Here is a 20,080-nt window from a genome sequence, read left to right on the forward strand (position 1 = left end):
CGGCATCACTTGCGGATCGCGCCTCGCCAACGGTTGGGTAACCACCCTCGACAGCCACCCCTCCGGGATGGGTTCCTTCATTCAGGAGCTAGCCCCAGCAAGCCGCAGGGCGCGTCACGGTACCGGCGGAAGCCCTGCTATCGGCCACACAGGTTCCCCATCTCGGCACGAGGAGGGCGCATGGCCAACACGCGCCATCTCACCATCGCGGTCGTGGCGGCGGCGACGCTGCTCGCCACGGCCTGTCAGACGGACAGCGGCGGCGGCGGTACGGGCAACTCGGCGACTCCCGAGCAGACGGGCAAGGCGGTGCAGGGCGGCACGCTGCGGCTCGTCGGAGGCGGCGACGTCGACCACCTCGACCCCACGAGCACGTACTACGTCGTGACCAACCAGATCCTGCGGACCTACGCCCGCCAGCTCTTCACGCTGCCCGGGTCGGCGGACCCCAAGAAGGCGGTGGAGGTCGTCCCCGACGTCGCCACCGAGATCCCGACGACGTCCAACGGCGGCCTCAGCCAGGACCTGCTGACGTACACGATCAAGATGCGCGACGGCGTCCAGTGGGACACCTCGCCGCCCCGCGCGGTCACGGCGCAGGACTACGTGCGCGGCTTCAAGCGGCTCTGCAACCCGGTGGCGGGCGCGGGGGCGCCGGGCTACTACACCAGCACGATCAAGGGGATGGCCGAGTACTGCGCGGCCTACGCGAAGGCGTTCGAGAAGGACACGCCCACGCCGAAGGCCCTCGCGGACTTCCAGAACTCGCACGACATCGCCGGCGTGCGGGCCAAGGACGACAAGACGATCGTCTTCACGCTGGTCCAGCCCGCGGGTGACTTCCTCAACATCCTCGCGCTGAACTTCGCCTCGGCGGCTCCCCAGGAGTACGACCAGTACGCCCCCGACGACGCGGACTTCCGGCAGCACGTGATCTCCAACGGGCCCTACAAGATCACCAAGTACGTGGCCACCAAGGAGATCCGGCTGGAGCGCAACCCGGCCTGGAAGCAGGAGTCCGACCCGGTCCGCCACCAGTACGTCCAGGCCATCGAGGTCAAGGAGGGCGTCACCGAGCCGGACAGCGTGCAGCAGCAGCTGGAGGCCGGCAGCGCCGACCTGGCCTGGGACCTGCCGGTGCCGACCGCGCAGCTTCCCCGGCTGAGCTCCTCCGGCGACCCGAACTACAAGGTCTACCCGGGCGCGATCACCAACCCGTACCTGGTGTTCAACCTCCAGAGCAAGAACGAGAACGGGGCCATGGGCAAGCTCGGGGTCCGCCAGGCCATCGAGTACGCCATCAGCAAGGTCGCGATCGGCAAGATCTACGGCGGCAAGGAGCTCAACACCCCGCTGCACACGGCGATCCCGCCGGGCAACATCGGGTACCAGGAGTACAACCCGTACCCGACGCCGAACGACGAGGGCGACGCGGCCAAGTGCAAGCAGACGCTCGCGGAGGCGGGCTACCCGAACGGCCTCACGCTCATCGGGGCGTTCCGCAACGCGGGCAACCACCCGTCGGTGTTCCAGTCGTACTCCGCGGACCTGCAGAAGTGCGGCATCACGGTCAAGGGACTGCCCGTGCGGCAGGGCGACTACTACGGCGCCTTCCTGCAGAACCCGTCGCTTGCCAAGGACAGCAAGTGGGACATCTCGGCGCCGGGATGGATCCCGGACTGGTACGGCAACAACGGCCGGTCGGTGTCGCAGCCGCTGTTCCAGACCAACTGCACCCCGGGCACGTCGAACTACGGCTGCTACAGCAACCCGCAGGTCGACGACCTGATCAAGCGGGCGCTGGCCGAGCCCGACCAGACCAAGGCGGCGGTCCTGTGGCACCAGGTGGACCAGAAGGTGCTGGCCGACGCGGTGATCGTGCCGTTCCAGAACCAGAACACGCCCATCTACCACGCGAAGCGGGTGAAGAACGCGCTCTACCTGCCGTCGTTCCAGCTCTTCGACCTCACCAACCTCTGGCTGGACCCGCCGACCCCATGACCCTTCTCGAAGTCAAGGATCTCACCGTCGGCTTCCCGACCGCGGACGGCCTGGTCCAGGCCGTCCGAGGCCTGTCGTTCAGCGTCGAGCCGGGGCGGACGCTGGCCATCGTCGGGGAGTCGGGGAGCGGCAAGACGGTGAGCACGCAGGCCATCCTCGGGCTGCTCCCCGAGGCGGACATCTCGGGGAGCGCGGTCTTCGAGGGCGTGGACCTTCTCTCGCTCGACGAGGAACGGCTCCGCCAGATCCGAGGCTCCGAGATAAGCGTGATATTTCAGGATCCGCTGACCAGCCTGCACCCGCTGTACAAGGTGGGCTGGCAGATCGCGGAGCTGATCCGCGTCCACGACTCCGGGGTGGGCCGCGCCCAGGCCAGGCGGCGCGCGGTGGAGCTGCTGGGCCTGGTCGGCATCCCCCGCCCTGACCGCAGGGTGGACGACTACCCGCACCAGTTCTCGGGCGGCATGCGGCAGCGGGCGATGATCGCGATGGCCCTCGCGCTCAACCCCAAGCTCGTCGTCGCCGACGAGCCCACCACCGCGCTCGACGCGACCGTCCAGGCGCAGATCCTGGACCTGATCACCCATCTCCAGCGGGAGTTCGACATCGCACTGGTGCTGATCACCCACGACCTCGGGGTGGTCGCGGGGGTCGCCGACGAGGTCATGGTGATGTACGCCGGGCTGCCGGTGGAGCGGGCCGACCGGCGCACGATCTACTACCGCCCACATCATCCGTACACGAAGGGTTTGCTGGAGTCGATCCCCGGCAGCACGGGCGTGCGGCAGGGAAGGCTCCGGCCGATCCCCGGCCAGCCGCCCAGCATGATCGCGGTGCCCTCCGGTTGCGCGTTCCACCCGCGCTGCCCGTACGCCATGCCCGTGTGCGCGGCCGAGCGCCCGCCCCTCGGCCGGGTCACCGGAGACGGCGACCACGCCTCGGCCTGCTGGCTGCCGCACCAGGCCATCGGCCTCGGCGAGGAGGCGGAGGCCGTACGGCTGCGCGCCTCGGGAACCGAGGCCCGGTGAACGCGGCCCCCGCGAACGGAGGCCCGGTGAACCTTCTGGAAGTGGACGACCTGGTCAAGCACTTCCCGATCCACGAGGGCGCCGTGCTGCGCCGCACGGTCGGGCAGGTGCACGCCGTCGACGGGGTCAGCCTGACGCTGGCGCCCGGCGAGACCCTCGGCCTGGTGGGCGAGACCGGCTGCGGCAAGTCCACGCTGGCCCGCTGCATCGCGGGACTGCACCCGGTGACCTCCGGCAAGGTCACCTTCGACGGTCAGGACATCACCAACCTCTCGCGCAGTGCCATGCGGCCGTTCCGCAGGGACATCCAGGTGATGTTCCAGGACCCGTACGGCTCGCTGAACCCCCGCAGGCGCGTCGGATCGATCATCGCCGACCCCCTGGTCATCCACGGTGTCGGCACCTCCCAGGAGCGGCGGCGCACGGTGGCGGAGCTGATGGAACGCGTCGGGCTGAACCCGGAGCACTACAACCGCTTCCCCGCGGAGTTCTCCGGCGGCCAGCGGCAGCGCATCGGCGTGGCCCGCGCCCTCGCGCTGCGCCCGCGGCTGATCATCTGCGACGAGCCGGTGTCGGCCCTCGACGTGTCGATCCAGGCCCAGATCCTCAACCTGCTCAAGGACCTCCAGGACGACTTCGGGCTGACGTACCTCTTCATCGCGCACGACCTGTCGGTGGTGCGGCACGTCAGCGACCGCATCGCGGTGATGTACCTCGGCCGGGTGGCCGAGCTGGCCGACGCCGACGAGCTGTACGAGCGCCCCCGCCACCCGTACTCCGACGCCCTGCTGTCGGCCACGGCCGTGGCCGATCCGGACGCCGCCGACCGGCGCGAGCGCGTCATCCTCACCGGCGACGTCCCCTCGCCGATCGACCCGCCGTCCGGCTGCCGGTTCCACCCGCGCTGCCCGAGGGCACAGGAGGTCTGCGCGGCCGAGCAGCCCGCGCTGGAGGGAACCGTGCCGGAGGGTCCTGCGCTGGAGGGTCCTGTGCCGGAGGGTCCTGTGCTGGGAGGAACCGCGCACCTGACGGCCTGCCACTTCCCGATCGATCAGCCGGTGGACGGGGGGACGAGGTGACGCTCACCGAGATACGCCCGGAGGCGGTGCCCGGCAAGGTCATCGCCGGGCGCAGCCCGTGGGCACTTGCCTGGGCGCGCATCCGCACCGACAAGGTGGCCCTGGCCTCGGCGGTCATCGTGGTCCTGCTCCTCGTGCTCGCCGCCGCCGCGCCGCTCATCGCGCAGTGGAGCGGCCACGGCCCCGACGACCAGTTCCGCGACATCGGCATCACCGACCAGGGCCTGCCGGTCGCGCCGAACGGGACGTTCTGGTTCGGCACCGACCGCCTTGGCCGCGACCTGTTCATCCGCGTCCTGTACGGCGCCCGCGTCTCGCTGGTCGTCGGCGTGGTGTCCACCGGGTTCGCGGCGCTGCTCGGGGTCGCCGTGGGGCTGCTGGCCGGGTTCTACGGCGGCGTGATCGACACGCTCCTGTCGCGGCTGATGGACGTCGTGCTGTCGTTCCCTTACCTGATCTTCGCCATCGCGGTCGTCTCCATCGCCGGGCCGTCGCTCACCGCGACGATCGGGGTGATCGCCTTCTACTCCTGGGCGGCGATCGCCAGGATCGTGCGCGGGCAGACCCTGTCGATCAACCAGCGGGAGTACGTCGAGGCCGCCAGGTCGCTCGGCGCGAGCGACGCGCGCATCATGTTCGTCGACATCCTGCCCAACCTGCTGGCCCCGGTGATCGTGCTGGTGACCCTGCTGGTGCCGGCGGCGATCGTGTTCGAGTCGACGCTGTCCTACCTCGGCCTCGGCATCGTCCCGCCCACCCCCTCCTGGGGCAACCTGCTCAGCGAGGCACAGGGCTTCTACCGGGTCGCGTGGTGGTACCTCACCTTCCCGGCGGGAAGCCTGCTGCTCGCCACGCTGGCGTTCAACCTGCTCGGGGACGGCGTCCGCGACGCGATCGACCCGAGGACCGAACGGCTCTTCAGCAGGCGCAGGGGCATCCTGCGAAGGCGGAGCGGCAGGAAGAAGAGCGTGAAGAGCAGGGAGGGCTGATCCGATGTTCCGGCGCTTCCTCATCAGGCGGGTGCTGCTCGGCGTGGTCGTGCTGTGGCTGGTCACGCTGGGGACGTTCTTCATGTTCTTCGTGGCGCCCGGCGATCCGGCGCGGACGCTGGCGGGGCGGCAGGCGACCCCCGAGCAGGTCGACCTGATCCGCCGCGACCTCGGCCTCGACCGGCCGATCCTCGTGCAGTACGGCGACTACATGGGCCGGCTGCTCCACGGTGACCTCGGCAAGTCGTACTTCAACGGGGAGTCGGTGGGCAAGCTGGTCGCCGCCGACCTGCCGCCCACCCTGTCGCTCGTCCTCGGCGGCGCGGTGCTGTGGTTCCTGGTCGGCGTCAGCGCCGGGGTGCTCAGCGCCACCCGGGCGCGCTCGCTTCTGGACAGGGCGCTGACGTTCCTGGCCCTGGCGGGAGTCTCGATGCCGACCTTCGTCATCGGGCTGCTCCTGCTGTACCTGCTGTTCTTCCAGCTCACCAAGGCCGGTGTGCCGATCTTCCCGCCCGACTCGTACGTCGGCCTCTCCGAGAACCCTGGCGAATGGGCGCGGCACCTGATCCTGCCCTGGGTCACGCTCGCCACCGTGCAGGCCGCGACCTACCTGCGGCTCACCAGGGGGTCGATGCTCGACGTGCTGGGCGAGGACTACATCCGCACGGCCCGCGCAAAGGGGGTGCCCGAGCGCCGGGTGATCGTCCGGCACGGCCTGCGGTCGGCGCTGACACCGGTGGTGTCCCAGCTCGGCGTGGACGTCGGCACGCTCATCGGGGGCGTGGTCGTCACCGAGTCGGTGTTCGGCCTCGGCGGGGTCGGGCAGGCGGTGGTCCAGGCGTTCGTCAGCGGCGACCTGCCGGTGATCATGGGGGTCGTGCTCATCACCGCGGCGGCGGTCGTGGTGGCGAACCTGCTGGTCGACGTGGCGTACGCCCTGCTGGACGCGAGGGTGCGGCTCGCCTGACGGGGACTGAGAGGTGGGTATGGCCGGCGCGACCTCTCCCTCACGCGCCGGGCCATACCCGTTCCCACGTAGCGGGCTAATGCCCCAGTAGCCCGCTGGAACATCCCGTGCCCGTGCATGCCGCATGTATGCACAGGCTTGCCGAAAAATCTACGCCGGAGGGATGAAACCACCCGCCGTCGGCCGTGTTTCCCCTGCTGGGGACGGCCGAGCGGCGGTCGGCGCACCGTACGAAACCGCCGGCTGCCAGGAGGGCGGGGGGAGCGGGACGGGGGGCCCGGGGAGAGGGGGGACCGCTCCGTACGGCGAGGAGTGCTGCCGCATCTGGCGCGCCAGCCGTACCTCGGTGCGGCGGCGGCGCTCGGCCAGCACGGCGGCCAGATACGCGTGAGGAGGCGCGGCCGGCGGGGGCGGCGGCGAGACGAAGGTCGCGAACTGGGCGGCGATCCGGGACCCCATGTCGTGCCGGACGGCGGGGGAGAGCTGGTGCCAGCGCGAGAGGTACTGCCTCGCGGTGGCGGCGAGGTCCTCGGGCAGCCGGGAGAGCTCCAGAGTCGTCGCCCAGCGGGCGAGCGGCGCGGGCATCTCTGGCGGCGGGGCCTGGCGCGGGGCCCGCTCGGAGATCACGATGGTCCCGGAGAAGACGTCACCGAGCCGCTTGCCCTGCGGGGAGATCAGCGAGCTGATCAGCGCGGGGGCGCCGAAGAACATCCAGAACTCCAGGAGCCCCGACAGGCCGCGGAACAGCGCCTGCCGGAAACGCTCCGGGCCGCCGTCGTCGCTGACGACCCGCAGGCCCATGGCCAGCTTGCCGAGGCTGCGGCCCCGGCTGAGCGTCTCGAAGATCACGGGGTAGCCCACGATGACCAGCGCGCTCAGCAGGATCGTGAGCGCCACCGCGACCGCTTCCTCCGCGACGAACGACAGCATGCCGAGCAGCAGGCTCAGCCCCAGGATGGCCAGGAACTGCAGCACCATGTCGATCAGCAACGCCAGGGCCCGGCTCGGCAGCTGGGCCACCCGTACCTCTACGACGACGGCCTCGCCGGTTACGACATCTGCCACGTCCCCCACCCTATCCATCGGGCCAATAGGCTCTCGTGCGTGGACATCGACGCGTTTGTCTCCGCGCACAAGCCGACGTGGGACCGGCTCGAGACCCTGGTGCGGCGCCGCGGCTCGCTGAGCGGGCCCGAGGTGGACGAGCTGGTCGACCTCTACCAGCGCGTCGCGACGCATCTGTCCATCGTGAGGACGGGCTCCGACCAGCTCCTGGTGGGCCGGCTCTCGGCGCTCGTCGCGCGGGCGCGCTCGGCGGTCACGGGGGCGCACACGCCGGCCTGGCGGGACTTCATCCGCTTCTTCACCGTCTCGTTCCCGGTGGTCGCCTACCGTGCCCGGTGGTGGTGGGCCGTCACCTCGGCGGTGTTCCTGCTGGTCTCCCTGGCGGTCGGCATGTGGGTGGCGCGCAACCCCGACGTCCAGGCCGCCATCGCCGGACCTGAGCAGATCAAGCAGCTCGTCGAGCACGACTTCGCCGACTACTACTCCGAGCATCCGGCGGGAGCGTTCGCCGGGCAGGTGTGGATCAACAACGCCTGGGTCTCGATGCAGGTGATCGCCACCTCCGTGCTGCTCGGCATCCCGATCCCGTACATCCTCTGGCAGAACGCCGCGAACGTCGGCGTCTCCGCCGGGCTGATGGCCTCCCGCGACCGGCTCGACGTCTTCTTCGGCCTGATCACCCCGCACGGCCTGCTGGAGCTGACGGCCGTCTTCCTCGCCGCCGCCGTCGGCATGCGCCTCGGCTGGACCGCCATCGACCCGGGGCCGAGGAAGCGCACGGAGGCGCTCGCCGAGCAGGGACGGGCCGTGGTCGCCGTCGCGCTCGGCCTGGTGGTGGTCCTGCTGGTGTCGGGGCTCATCGAGGCGATGGTGACCCCCTCGGCCCTGCCCACGTGGGCGCGCGTGGGCATCGGGGTTGTGGCCGAGGCCGCGTTCCTGGCGTACGTCGTGTTCTTCGGCCGCCGAGCCCTGCGGGCCGGCGAGACCGGCGACCTCGAACGCGCCCCCGACGTCGCCCCGTCGAGCGACGGCCGGTCGCCGGTCCCGTTCATCAGGGGGGCTACGGCGCGAGAACTCTGAGCATCGCGTCCTCGACGTACTTCGCCGCGTTCGCGTGACCGGCGGCGTTGGGGTGGACCAGAGCGTGCTCAAGCGGGATCAGCTTGGCCAGCAAGCCCTCCACCCACGCGCGGGCCGCGGGTTTCGCGCACACGTCGTGACCGCGGCCCGACTCGTACAGGTCGACGTAGGTCGCGCCGTGGTCGGCGCTGACCGCCTGGATCACCTCGTTCAGCTTCTCCAGCACCTCCTCGCGCAGCCACGCCAGGTCGTCGTGGGTGATGGTGCCGAAGCCGAGGAGGCTGCCGTAGGTGCAGTTCGTGGCGTCCTCGGGGATGATGAACGGGTAGCCGACGGTGATCACCCGCGCGTGGGGCGCCCAGTGCCGAGGACGGCGAGCCGGCCCATGAGTCCTGCCACGGCTTCTCCTTCACGAGTCGTCATCGGACGGCGGCGCGAACCTCGTGGCGTGCGAGCCACGCGAGATGTCCCCGACGCCACCGGGCCGGACCGCGAACCGATTACTGTGAGTAACGATCTTGTCGTATGCTGCCACAGCCGCTCTGCGGGGGAAGCCAGCCGCTCCGTGACACTCCGAGCCTGTGACCTGCGGAAAGTCGGGCTACAGCGCCTTCAGGAACTTCGCGGCGATCGGCGCGGCCACGCCGCCGCCGGTGCCGCCGTTCTGGACGAGCACCGCGAACGCCAGGTCGTCCCGGTAGCCGATGAACCACGCGTGCGACTTCGCCCCCGCGACCTCGGCGGTGCCGGTCTTGCCCGCGGTTCCCGAGGGGAGACCGGCCTGCGCGGCGGTGCCCCGGGTGACCACGGCGCCCATCATCGCGCGCAGACCGGAGACCACGCCGCCGTCCAGCGGCACCTGGGCCGGTGAGCCGGCGGGGGGCGCGTCGGTCATGATGGCGGGCTTCCAGACGCCGCTCGCGACGGCGGCGGCCGCCTCGGCCATGCAGAGCGGGCTGGCCTGCACCGAGTTCTGGCCGATGGCGTCGGAGCCCAGCTCGTTCAGGTCCTTGTACGGGCTGATCCGGCAGAAGCTCAGGCCGGGCTTCTCGCGGAACCCGAAGCGGTCGGCGGCCTCGGCGCGAAGCCGGTCGTCGCGCAGCCGCTCGTAGGTCTGCCGCACGAAGGTGGTGTTGCAGGACAGGGCGAACGCCGTGGTGAGGGTCACGGTGCCGTGGTCGGCGCCCCCGTCGTTGGTGAAGGTCCTGGCGTTCGGGATGGTGTAGCTCCCCGGGCACGCCACCTGCGACTCCGGAGTCAGGCCGGTGCCGAACAGGGCGGCGGAGGTCACCACCTTGAACGCCGAACCCGGCGGGTACAGGCCGTTGAACGCCCGCCTGCCGCCCAGCGTGTCCGCCACCGCGCGGATCTGGCCGGACCGGGCGTCCATGGCCACGATCGCCGCGGGCTGCCCGACGCCGTCCAGCGCGCGGGCGGCGGCCGCCTGGACGGCCTGGGAGATCGTGCTGCGCGTTTCCGGCTGCGGCGGGGTGGGGGAGGCCAGGAGCACCCGGCCCGAGGGCACCTCCTCCAGCTTCAGGGTGACCACCGTCGCGTCCAGCCCGGTGAAGTAGTCGCCCGCCCTGCTGTCTGCGGGGAAGGGCAGGCCCTCGCGGGTGAGCGTGGACGGCCTTCGGACCTGGGTCTCCTTGAGCCGGAGGCTCCCGCCGTCCTTGAGGGAGGGGTGCAGCGTCTCGGGGGCCCAGAGCACCTTCCAGGCCCCGTTCCGGGACGCCAGGCGCAACACCGAGGAGAACGGCCAGCGGCCCAGCCCCGTGACCTCCCGGACCCCCTGGAAGGGCACCTCGGCCGCCTCCTCGCCCTGGCGGCGCACCGCGCCCGGGCTGAGCGAGAGGGACGCGATCCGCAGGTCGGCCGTGAACCGCCGGTGACGATCGGCAAAGTCGGCCGGAGGGCCGTCGACCAGTGCGGCCATGGTGGCGAAGTCTCCGGCCCGCCAGGCGTCGAAGTAGCGCGTCGCGGTCGCCTCGGGACCCGCCGGCACGGCCGCCTGGGACGTCGCGGCGGCGGGCGGGGGCGCCTGGGTCGTGGCCTCCATCGGCGGCGGCGTCTCGGCCGGCAGGAGGGTCGGCGCGGGCGCCGAGGCCGGTGGCGCCCCGCCGGTCGACCGTACGGGGGCGGGGGACTGCCGCGCCCGTGGCGAGGCGTCCACAGGGCCCGGACCGGCCACCAGCGCGTACACGCCGAACGCGATGATCGCCACCACCAATGCGATCATCACGAGAGGCCATCGCTCGCGCATGCAGTTGACACCGCCCGGTTTCCACGCGTGTATACCAGCGAAAAGATCGTAAACGCGGCAACAAGCGTGGACCAGGCTTTTTCCTTGAACGGCAGATTGCTCGCCGCTAAAGCGTCAATTGAATGCGGGCCGGAACTCCTCGGCCGCGCGGTCGGCGCCCGCTTCCCCGGCGCTGAGGCACGCTGCGCGCCCGCACCGGCACCTCCGCACGACGACCTGATCGGACTATGTGGCGGCGGACACGACGCTCTGCGCATGCCCGCGCCTGCGGCAAGGGCGTGCGACTTAAATCGGATATAGGGGTATAAACTTCGCGAATGGGGTGAATCGGGGGGCTGTGATGGACGATTCCCATGGGCGTATCGGCCGAGGTGCGATCGGCGGCGCTCAAGGGGAGGGCGCCGGGGTTCGGCGGCGCTCGTTCCTCAAGGGCGCGATGGCGCTGGGCGCGGCGGGCGTCGCGGCAGGCAGGATGCCCGAGGCCACCGCGCGCGCCGCGACAGGCCACGGCCCCTCCACGTTCCCGTTCCACGGGCTTCACCAGGCCGGGATCGACCGGCCGCCTCCGACGCAGGCCCAGCCGGTCGCCGGCTTCGCCTCGTTCGAGGTGACCGCGGCGAACCGGAACCAGCTCACCGACCTCTTCCGCGCTCTCACCGACCGTGCCCGCTTCCTCGCCTCCGGTGGCGCGCCGCCGAACACGGCGCCACGGGACAACGACCTCCTGGGCGCGATGGTCGTGCCTGACGGCCTCACCATCACCGCAGCCGTCGGCGCGTCGCTGTTCGACGACAGATACGGCCTCGCCCCGCGCAAGCCCGTACAGCTGGAGAGGATGCGGGCGTTCGAGCACGACGATCTCGATGAGGAGCAATGCCACGGTGACCTGCTGCTACAGCTGTGCGCGAACCACCAGGACGTGCTGGCGCACGCGCTGGTCGACATCATGGCGCACACCGACGGAGCCCTCCGGCCGCGCTGGCGGGCGGACGGGTTCCGGAACCCGCCCCGCCCGAGCGGCACCCCGCGCGACATGCTCGGCTTCAAGGACGGCATCGCCAACCCCGACACCGGCGACGCGCGGCAGATGAACCAGCTGGTCTGGGCGCAGCCGCGGACGCGGGAGCCCGCCTGGACGGCCGGCGGCACGTACCAGGCCGTTCGCGTCGTCCGCTTCTTCATCGAGAAATGGAACACGGTTCCGATCGGGCGGCAGGAAAGCATCATCGGCCGCCGCAAGGCCACCGGCGCCCCCTTGTACGGCACCGACGAGAGCCAGGACCCGGTGTACACCAACGATCCGCAGGGCAGGCTGACCCCGCTGCACGCCCACATCCGCCTGGCCAACCCGCAGACGCCGGAGACGGCCGCCACCAGCGCGATCCTGCGCCGCAGCTACCAGTTCGACCGGGCTCCCGGCCCGGGCGGCGCGACGGACATGGGGCACGTCTTCTGCTGCTACCAGCGGGAACTGCACACGTACATCGCCATGCAGACCCGGTTGGAGAGCGAGCCCCTGGTCGAGTACATCAGCCCCTTCGGCGGCGGCTACTTCTTCGTGCTGCCCGGCGTGCGGGACACCCATGACCACTACGCGAGCGGCCTGCTGGCGACCTGATCGGGGATGCGGATGCGACGTCTGGCCCGGGAGAGGCTGATCGGTCTGTGGTTCCTCGTCCTGGTGGCGGGGATCGCTCCGGCCTCCGGCACCGTGCGTGCCGTCGCTGATGGGGGACGGCCGGCCGGTTCGCTCCTGTACGTGAGCAACCAGTTCGACGGCACGCTGTCGGTGGTGGACACGCGTGCGAGAAAGGTGACCGCGACCGTTCAGGTCGGCAGTGCCCCGTCGGGGGTGGCGGTGAGCCCGGACGGTCATCTGGTCTACGTCGCCGACCAGGATTCCGGCGACCTGTGGCTGGTCGACGCGCGTGCGCGGCGGGCGGTCGCGGCCGTACGGGTCGGCGGGGCGCCGACGGCTGTGGCGGCGAGCCCGGACGGGCGGTTCGCCTACGTCGCCCGCGGCGGATCGAACAGCGTGTCGGTGATCGACGTGAGCGCCCGCCGGGTCACCGCGACCGTACCGGTCGGGACGGAGCCGGTCGGCGTGGCGGTGAGCCCGGACGGTCGCAGGGCCTACACAGCCGACGAGGGATCGAACACCGTGTCGGTGATCGACACCCGCGCCGGCCGCGTGACCGCGACGGTGCCGGTGGGGGCCGGGCCGGTCGGCGTGGCGGTCAGCCCCGATGAAAGATCCGCCTATGTCGTGAACGAGGACGCCGCGAGCCTCTCGGTGATCGACACACGTGCCTCGCGGGTGGTGGCGAACGTGCCGGTCGGCGTGGGGCCCTTCGGCGTGGCGGTAGGTCGGGGGCACGCTTACGTGGCGGGCCTCGGAACCGCCACCGTGCCGGTGGTCGACACGGGCACCCGGCGGGTCGTGGCGAGGATCAAGGACGGCACCCCGGGCATCACGGATCCGTTCGCGGTCGCGGTCGGAAGGGACGCCATCTACGTCGTCAACCAGGGCGACGGCGACGTCGCGGTGATCGACCCGGCGGCGAACAGGGTCGTCGCGACCATCCCGGTCGGTTCCACTCCGTACGGGATCGCGGTCGACCCCGCCCGCTAGCGGCGGCGCGCCGGAGATCGGTCAGAGGCGGCCGGTGGCTTTCATGGCCAGGTAGGTGTCGGCGAGGGCGGGGGCCAGGTCGTCAGGAGTGGCGTCCACGACCTCGCAGCCGTGCCGGCGTAGCCGGGCCGTGAGCCGTGCGCGCTCGCCGCGCAGGTGCTCGGCCGCCGCCGCGTCGTAGACCTGCTCGGCCGTGCCACGGCCCGCCGCCATCTCGGCGACGCGCGGATCGGCGACGGCGGCGACCAGCACGACGTGGCGCGAGGCGAGCTGGGGGAGCACAGGGAGCAGGCCCTCCTCCATGGCCGCCGGGTTCAGGTCGGTGAGCAGGACGACCAGGCACCGCCGCTTGGCCCTGGCCAGTACGGCCGCGACCATGCTCGCGGAGTCCGCCTCGACCAGCTCGGCCTCGATGGGCGCCATCACGTTGACCAGCGCCGACAGCGAGTCCGTACGGGAGGCGCCGGACATCCACGCCCGTACGGCGCGGTCGTGGGCGAGGAAGTCGACGCGGTCCCCGGCGCGGGTCGCGAGGGCGGCCAGCAGCAGGGCCGCGTCCATCGACCAGTCGAGACGCGGCCATCCGGCGGCGGTCGTGGCCGCGACGCCGTCCGCGCGGCGCCCCGCCCCGCCCGCCGGGAGAGCCGGGAGAAGCGGGGAGGTGCCGCTGCCGGGGCCGGGCGGTGCGGGGATGGGGGAGGTGCCGACGCGGCCGGCCGAGGTGCGGCCGGTGTCGAGGACGATCAGGACGCGGCGGTCGCGTTCGGGGCGCCAGGTCCTGACGACCACGTCCGAGCGGCGGGCGGTGGCACGCCAGTCGATCGAGCGCACGTCGTCGCCCACGACGTACTCGCGCAGGGAGTCGAACTCCGTGCCCTGGCCGCGCACCAGGGCCGGATGCTGTCCCTCCAGCTCGCGGAGCTTGGACAGCTTCGCGGGCAGGTGCTTGCGGCTGAGGAAGGGCGGCAGCACCCGCACGGTCCAGGGCACGTGGTGCGACCCCTGGCGGGCGGCCACGCCGAGGGGGCCGAGCGACCGCACCGTGATCGTGACGGCCTGGCGGTCGCCGCGCCGCGACGGCGTGAGCGTCGTGACGAGGCGGCGGCGCTCGCCGCCCGGGACGTCGAGGCGCAGGTGGCGCGGGCTCGCGCCGGCCGACGGCGGCCAGGCGTCACGCAGCGTGCCGCGTACGCGCCGGCGTCCGGGGTTCTCGACGACCAGCTCCACCGCGACCGACTCGCCCAGCCGTACGAGGTGCTCGCCGGCGCGCCGGAAGCGCAGCGGGCGCACGCCCCCGGCGAACAGCAGGTCGACCGCGACGAGCGCGCACAGCAACAGCAGCAGGCCCAGCACGGCGTAGGCGGGTCGCGGGGCGAACAGCACGCCCACGGCGCCCAGCGCCGCGATCAGCCCCGCGCGGCCGGTCAGCGCCATCAGCGGGGGACCGGGACCGAGGCGAGCACGCCGTCGAGCAGCCCGTCCGGTGTCGCGCCCTCCAGCTCGGCTTCGGGACGGAGCTGGACGCGGTGCCGCAGGGCGGGCTTGGCCAGGGCCTTCACGTCGTCCGGGGTGACGTAGGACCGGCCGGACAGCCAGGCCCAGGCACGGGCGGCCGCGAGCAGCGCGGTCGCGCCACGCGGGGACACGCCGAGCTGCAGGGACGGGGACAGGCGGGTGGCCCGGGCCAGGTCGACGATGTACCCGAGCACCTCGGGAGCCACGTGGACCTTGGCGACCTCGGCCCGCGCCGCGGCGAGGTCGGCGGCCGTCGCCACCTGCTTGACGTGCGACAGGTCCTTCGGGTCGAAGCCGAGCGCGTGGCGTTCGAGCACCGCGATCTCCTGGTCGCGCGGCGGTAGCGGAACGGTCAGCTTGAGCAGGAACCGGTCGAGCTGCGCCTCCGGCAGCTGGTAGGTGCCTTCGTACTCGATGGGGTTCTGCGTGGCGACCACCACGAACGGGTCGGGCAGCCTCACCGGCGAGCCGTCCACGCTGACCTGCCGCTCCTCCATGGCCTCAAGCAGCGCGGCCTGGGTCTTCGGAGGCGTGCGGTTGATCTCGTCGGCGAGCAGGAGGTTGGTGAAGATCGGGCCCTCGCGGAAGGCGAACTCCGCCGTCTTGGCGTCGTACACCAGCGAGCCGGTGACGTCTCCCGGCATCAGGTCGGGCGTGAACTGCACCCGCTTGAAGTCCATGGACAGGGTGGCGGACAGCGTGCGCACCAGCAGCGTCTTGGCCACGCCGGGGACGCCCTCCAGCAGCACGTGCCCCTTGCACAGCAGGGCGATCACCAGTCCGGTGACCACGGCGTCCTGCCCCACGACGGCCTTGCCCACCTCGGCGCGCAGCGCTCCGAGGGCGTCCCTGGCCAGGTCGCCGGGGATGGAGCCGGACGGCTCGCGGGCCGGGGGCGGCGGGACGTCCGCGGGGACGCCGGCCGGGGGCGGCGGCGTCCCGGAAGGCCCGTAGGACGGCCCGGGAGGTGTGGAAGGACCTGGATATCCCGAAGGGCCCTGGCCTTCGGCGGGCTCGGGAAGTCCTGGACCTCCGGGAGCCGCCGAGGGGTGACCGGGCGATCCGCTCAAAGGGCCTCCGGGCGGAGGTGTGGTCACGGCTCTCGTACCTGCCTTTCCAAGGTGTCGAGGTGGCTGGCCAGGGCGACGAGCCCGGCGTCATCCGCCGGTATCAGGCCGTACATGACCGAACGCACCCAAACCGCATCCTGCCCGGTCCGGAGAGCAGTCGCGGCGATGATCTCGTTGGGCGTCGCGTCACCGGACAGCCCGAGCCTCGGGGCGAGCCGGGCGGCGGTCGCCGCCCGCAGGGTGGCGGAGGCGCGGTCGCGGGCCCGGCGGGCGCGGTAGAGGCGGCCACGCCCCTCGACGGTCTCCGCCGCTCGCACGACCACGGGCAGCGCCTCGACCACCACGGGGCCGAGACGGCGGCCCCGCCACAAGGCCGCCAGCAGCAGCGCGACGCCGAGCTGGAGCACTGCCCAGGGCACTCCGGCGGGGACCAGGTCACCGGCGGAGGCGTCCCCCGAGCCGGGGATCAGCCCCGACTCGTCCGGCACCAGCCAGATCAGGACCGGCCTGGCGCCCGCGAGGTTGATCGCCAGCGCGGCGTTGCCGTCCTCCGCGAGCCGCTGGTTCGTCATGAACGCGCCGTCGGCCACCACGGTCACCACACGGGAGCTGAAAGAGCGCACCAGGCTCGGCCCGTCGCCGCTCGGATAGCAGCCGACCGACCCGGTGGGCACGCTGAGGGCGGCGCCTCCGGTGAACGCGCTGCCCGCCCGGACGGCGGCGGGAAGGTCGCATCGCGGCTCCCTCGACCGTACGGCCGCCTGGCCGCTCGCCGTGATCCCGGGAGCGAGGCCGAGCAGGCCCGGGGTCGTACCGACGATCAGCCGGTCGGCGCGGGTGCGCGAGAGCGTGGCGATGTCGTCGTCGCCGAGGTAGGCGGTGCTGGACACGAGCAGTTGCGCGCCCGGCCCGTCCAGGCGTACGACGTCCTCCGCGGTGGAGACCCGCTCGACCCGGACCCCGCGCCGGCCGAGGATCTCGGCGAGGGCCTTGCCGCCGGTGAGCGTCGCGTCGGCGGGGTCGAGACGCCGGCCCTCGGTGGAGGTGCCGGTGACCAGCGCGGTGAGCGCCGCGACGACGATGACGATCACGCCGAAGAGCACGATGCCCCGGCCGCCGCGCCAGATGCTCCGCGCGGTCGGGGACGTCGAGGTCGCGGGGGCGCTCGGGGCCGCTCGCTCCGGTGCCGTGACCGTCATGGGGCGTCTCCCCTGACGGATCCGGCGGCCGGCCGCCTCGGCGCCGTGGCGGTCATCGGGCGCCCGCCGCGGCCGGGGTGACCGCCGCCGGCCTGGCGGCGCGCAGGTCCCGGTCGAGCTCCGACATGGCCTGGCAGCCCTCCGCGGTTCCCGGCGCCTCGCCGTAGGTCACGTCGTCGAACAGGCGGGCCGCCACGGCCAGCCGCGCGGCGAACGCGGGGAGCTCCCGGCCCGCGGCGTCGGCCAGCTCGTCCGCCGTCCTTCCGGGCTGCGGCGCGACGATGGCCCGGTGCTCCAGGTCGCGTGCGATGGCCCTGAGCCGCTCGCGGATGGCCTCGGCCCAGCGCGACTCCCCCGCGAGGCGCTCGGCCTCGGCCCGGTGCTCGTCGGCCGTGCGCTCGCGGGTGCCGAAGAGCCCGTCGGCGGCGGCCCGGCGGCTCCGCGTGGCCCGCTTGGCCTGCCAGGCGATCAGCAGGACCAGGGCGGCGACGAGCAGCAGCACGATGACCAGCGCGAACACACCCCCGGGGACGCCTCCGGGCGCGCTGTCGAGCAGGCCGTCGAGGAACTCCTCCACGGTCCTGAAGAGCCGGTCGATCAGCGACTCCTGCTGGTACTCGGGCCTGACGAGCTCCTCCACGGCCCTGCGGCGCGCTTCGTCCCGCCCGATGTCGTCGAGGACCACGGCGTCGGCCAGGGCGCCGATCACAGAGATGATCACGGTGCTCCGGGGGTGCCGGTGGTGTGCGGCCCGGCCGGCCCGGGCGCGTACGGCCCGGGCGCGTACGGCCCGGCCCCGTACGGCCCGCCAGGCCCGGGACCGTGCGGCCCGGTGGGGCCGGACGCGTGGGGACCCGCGGCGTGGGACGGGTGCCACAGGTCGTCGGCCGTGGCCGGCACCCAGCCCTGGCGCTGCTGCTCGATCGCGGCGGTCTGCAGCACGAGGTCGAACGCCTCGGCCCGCATCCGCCGGTCGGTGTAGAGCAGGCCGTTGACCCCGGCCTGGATGGGATAGGTGATCATCGAGCTGAGGATGCCGCCCACGGTGAACAGGATGGTCGTCACCACCGTGGCGGCGACGCTGCCCTGCCCGCCGAACGACACGACGATGCTGATGATGTTGACCGGCACGGAGAGCACGCCGCCGAGGACGCCGACCAGGAGCTGGGTCAGGATCAGGATGCCCAGCACCCGCCAGAAGTCCCCGCTGACGAGCCCCCACGACCTGCGCATCGAGTCGACGACGCCGCGCCGCTCCAGCACGACCGCCGCTGCGGCCAGGGAGAAGCGGGTGCTGATGAACAGGGCGTAGGCGACGTAGGCCAGGACGAGCACCAGGCCGGTGAGCAGGATGGCGGTCACGCTCGCACCGGCGGCGCCGAGGGCCACGAGGAGCGCGACCCCCACGGCGAGCGGGGCGAGCGCGATCAGCCCGGTGAGCAGTGCCAGCCCGAACAGGGCGGCCAGCCGCGAGCGGGTGAGCCGCCAGGCCTCGCCGATGGTGATCCTGCCGCCGAAGACCGAACGGCCGAGGACCCTCGTCAGGACGCCGGTCAGCATGGTGACGAGGAAGAACTGCACGATCATCGACAGGACGGCCCCGCCAAGCTGGGCGATCAGCCCGCCCATCGGCACGCCGGCGCCCGGCTCGATCGCCGCGGGGTTCGCCAGCAGGTCGCCCATGGAGCGGTAGTACACCGCCTGGCCGACCGCCAGGGGCAGCGTGCCGATCGCGGCGGCGATGGCCGACAGGCCGAGTGTGGCCTTGGGGTTGGAGCGGATCAGCTTGATGGTGCCGTCGAGGATGTCGCCGAGGCCGAGCGGGCGCAGCGGGATGATGCCCGGGCGCAGGGCCTGGGGCGGCGGGCGGTAGCCGTACGGCTGCCCGTAGGCGGGCGCCTGCCCGTACGGCCCGTACGGGCCCTGGCCGTAGGAAGGCTGGTGCGGGGCCTGCGCGTTCGGGTCGTGACCGGGCGGAACCGGCGCCGCCTGGCCGTCAGGGGCCTGCCCGTAACCGGGCCGGCCATAACCGGGCTGGTCGTAGGGGGTCTGGCCGGGTGATGGGGCGGGCTCGCCCGCGGGCGGGCCTGAGCCGCCGGGAGCGGTCCACGGCGTCCGGTCCTGGCCGGAGTACGGCGGAGGCTGGTTCTCCGCCCAACCCGGGGGCGTGGCGGGCGTGGAGCCGTGACCGTCTGACATATCCCAATCCTGGCATGTCGCACCGCTCTCCGTGGTGGCCAGCCAAGCGATCAAGGCAGGGGATGGCCGAATATGCGGACTTGGCGCAGACTTGGGGAGGGGCCGCACGGACCCGCGCCACGCCACGCCACAAGCTCATCGAGCCAGATCATTGGCGGGTTCAGTAACGTGCGCCTAAAATTCGGCTTTTGGTGAAGCTATTGTTCGATCGTTTATCACCATGCGATGACTCGCGGGTAGCCTTCGGTCGGTCGTACGGCTCTCGCCGCAACCTCCAACTGTGCAACGAATGAGGGGCCATGAAAGGACGCGTGCTGGTCGTCGACGACGACGCCGCTCTCGCCGAGATGCTCGGCATTGTCCTTCGGGGCGAGGGCTTCGAGCCGTCGTTCGTATCCGACGGAGACAAGGCACTCGACGCATTCCGCGACACGCGCCCTGACCTGGTGCTTCTTGACCTGATGCTGCCTGGGGCCGACGGCATCGACGTGTGCCGCCGCATCCGCGCGGAGTCCGGCGTGCCGATCGTCATGCTGACGGCCAAGAGCGACACCATCGACGTCGTGCTCGGCCTGGAGTCCGGGGCCGACGATTACATCGTCAAGCCGTTCAAGCCGAAGGAGCTCGTCGCACGGGTGCGCGCGCGGCTGCGCCGCACCGACGAGCCGACCCCCGAGGTGCTGCAGATCGGCGACATCACCATCGACGTCGCCGGCCACTCGGTCAAGCGGGAAGAGGAGACCGTCAACCTCACCCCGCTGGAGTTCGACCTGCTGGTCGCGCTCGCCCGCAAGCCGCGCCAGGTGTTCACCCGCGAGGTGCTGCTGGAGCAGGTCTGGGGCTACCGGCACGCGGCCGACACGCGGCTGGTCAACGTGCACGTCCAGCGTCTCCGCGCCAAGATCGAGAAGGATCCGGAGCACCCCGAGATCGTGGTGACGGTACGCGGCGTCGGTTACAAGGCCGGTCCGGCGTAGGCGGCCCCGCCGTGCC

At 72.2% G+C, this 20,080-nt stretch carries 16 protein-coding genes and 1 pseudogene; 9 read left to right on the forward strand and 8 right to left on the reverse strand.

Annotation, left to right across the window (positions count from 1 at the left end; genetic code table 11):
• Positions 1 to 180: 180 nt before the first annotated feature.
• From OG589_RS43980 to OG589_RS44000, 5 genes are read left to right on the forward strand one after another with little or no spacing between them, the layout of a single operon-like run.
• Positions 181 to 2,001, forward strand: coding sequence for an ABC transporter substrate-binding protein (locus OG589_RS43980; protein WP_405144878.1), 1,821 nt, complete (start codon positions 181 to 183; stop codon positions 1,999 to 2,001).
• Entirely contained in the window at positions 1,998 to 3,029 is a 1,032-nt protein-coding gene (locus OG589_RS43985) for an ABC transporter ATP-binding protein (protein WP_405144879.1), read from the forward strand. The genes OG589_RS43980 and OG589_RS43985 overlap by 4 nt, the downstream gene beginning before the upstream one ends.
• Positions 3,030 to 3,055: 26 nt before the next feature.
• Complete coding sequence (locus OG589_RS43990) at positions 3,056 to 4,108, forward strand: ABC transporter ATP-binding protein (protein WP_405144880.1); 1,053 nt, start codon at positions 3,056 to 3,058, stop codon at positions 4,106 to 4,108.
• A complete protein-coding gene (locus tag OG589_RS43995) occupies positions 4,105 to 5,097 on the forward strand; it encodes an ABC transporter permease (protein ID WP_405144881.1) in 993 nt (330 codons plus the stop codon). Before OG589_RS43990 ends, OG589_RS43995 begins: the two co-directional genes overlap by 4 nt.
• A gap of 4 nt (positions 5,098 to 5,101) precedes the next feature.
• Positions 5,102 to 6,064, forward strand: coding sequence for an ABC transporter permease (locus OG589_RS44000; protein ID WP_405144882.1), 963 nt, complete (start codon positions 5,102 to 5,104; stop codon positions 6,062 to 6,064).
• A gap of 150 nt (positions 6,065 to 6,214) precedes the next feature.
• On the opposite strand, the gene OG589_RS44005 is transcribed toward OG589_RS44000, so the two are convergent.
• On the reverse strand, positions 6,215 to 7,129 hold the full coding sequence (locus OG589_RS44005) for an RDD family protein (protein WP_405144883.1): 915 nt from the start codon (positions 7,127 to 7,129) through the stop codon (positions 6,215 to 6,217).
• 39 nt (positions 7,130 to 7,168) lie between these two features.
• On the opposite strand from OG589_RS44005, the gene OG589_RS44010 reads away from it, so the two are divergent.
• Positions 7,169 to 8,209, forward strand: coding sequence for a stage II sporulation protein M (locus OG589_RS44010; RefSeq protein WP_405144884.1), 1,041 nt, complete (start codon positions 7,169 to 7,171; stop codon positions 8,207 to 8,209).
• On the opposite strand, the pseudogene OG589_RS44015 reads toward OG589_RS44010, so the two are convergent.
• Both OG589_RS44015 and OG589_RS44020 read right to left on the reverse strand, forming a co-directional pair.
• A pseudogene (locus tag OG589_RS44015) lies at positions 8,190 to 8,555 on the reverse strand (GDSL-type esterase/lipase family protein); the annotation flags it as partial. The gene OG589_RS44010 and the pseudogene OG589_RS44015 sit on opposite strands and share 20 nt — an antisense overlap.
• A 255-nt stretch (positions 8,556 to 8,810) precedes the next feature.
• Positions 8,811 to 10,448, reverse strand: a complete 1,638-nt coding sequence (locus OG589_RS44020) for a penicillin-binding transpeptidase domain-containing protein (RefSeq protein WP_405144885.1) — start codon at positions 10,446 to 10,448, stop codon at positions 8,811 to 8,813.
• Positions 10,449 to 10,812: 364 nt separating this feature from the next.
• Here OG589_RS44020 and OG589_RS44025 point away from each other — a divergent pair, with 364 nt between their 5' ends.
• Together OG589_RS44025 and OG589_RS44030 are read left to right on the forward strand one after the other, a co-directional pair.
• The gene (locus tag OG589_RS44025) at positions 10,813 to 12,090 is read left to right on the forward strand and encodes a Dyp-type peroxidase (RefSeq protein ID WP_405144886.1); all 1,278 of its coding nucleotides are present in this window, start codon (positions 10,813 to 10,815) and stop codon (positions 12,088 to 12,090) included.
• 12 nt (positions 12,091 to 12,102) lie between these two features.
• Complete coding sequence (locus tag OG589_RS44030) at positions 12,103 to 13,104, forward strand: cytochrome D1 domain-containing protein (RefSeq protein WP_405144887.1); 1,002 nt, start codon at positions 12,103 to 12,105, stop codon at positions 13,102 to 13,104.
• A gap of 21 nt (positions 13,105 to 13,125) precedes the next feature.
• On the opposite strand, the gene OG589_RS44035 is transcribed toward OG589_RS44030, so the two are convergent.
• From OG589_RS44035 to OG589_RS44055, 5 genes are all read right to left on the reverse strand, one after another.
• A complete protein-coding gene (locus OG589_RS44035; RefSeq protein ID WP_405144888.1) occupies positions 13,126 to 14,538 on the reverse strand; it encodes a DUF58 domain-containing protein in 1,413 nt (470 codons plus the stop codon).
• A complete protein-coding gene (locus tag OG589_RS44040) occupies positions 14,538 to 15,488 on the reverse strand; it encodes an AAA family ATPase (RefSeq protein WP_405152242.1) in 951 nt (316 codons plus the stop codon). Before OG589_RS44040 ends, OG589_RS44035 begins: the two co-directional genes overlap by 1 nt.
• A gap of 224 nt (positions 15,489 to 15,712) precedes the next feature.
• Positions 15,713 to 16,888, reverse strand: coding sequence for a DUF4350 domain-containing protein (locus OG589_RS44045; RefSeq protein WP_405144889.1), 1,176 nt, complete (start codon positions 16,886 to 16,888; stop codon positions 15,713 to 15,715).
• A 52-nt stretch (positions 16,889 to 16,940) separates the two neighbouring features.
• Positions 16,941 to 17,609 (reverse strand): DUF4129 domain-containing protein, encoded by a 669-nt coding sequence (locus OG589_RS44050; protein ID WP_405144890.1) that lies wholly within the window; start codon positions 17,607 to 17,609, stop codon positions 16,941 to 16,943.
• Positions 17,606 to 19,087 carry a hypothetical protein gene (locus OG589_RS44055; protein WP_405144891.1) on the reverse strand — a complete coding sequence of 494 codons (1,482 nt, stop codon included), beginning with the start codon at positions 19,085 to 19,087 and terminating at the stop codon, positions 17,606 to 17,608. Before OG589_RS44055 ends, OG589_RS44050 begins: the two co-directional genes overlap by 4 nt.
• 299 nt (positions 19,088 to 19,386) lie before the next feature.
• Here OG589_RS44055 and mtrA point away from each other — a divergent pair, with 299 nt between their 5' ends.
• Positions 19,387 to 20,064 (forward strand): MtrAB system response regulator MtrA, encoded by a 678-nt coding sequence (gene mtrA / locus OG589_RS44060; protein ID WP_114031473.1) that lies wholly within the window; start codon positions 19,387 to 19,389, stop codon positions 20,062 to 20,064.
• Positions 20,065 to 20,080: the final 16 nt, after the last annotated feature.

The sequence above is a fragment of the Sphaerisporangium sp. NBC_01403 genome, assembly GCF_045040145.1.
Classification (GTDB): Bacteria; Actinomycetota; Actinomycetes; order Streptosporangiales; family Streptosporangiaceae; genus Sphaerisporangium; species Sphaerisporangium viridialbum.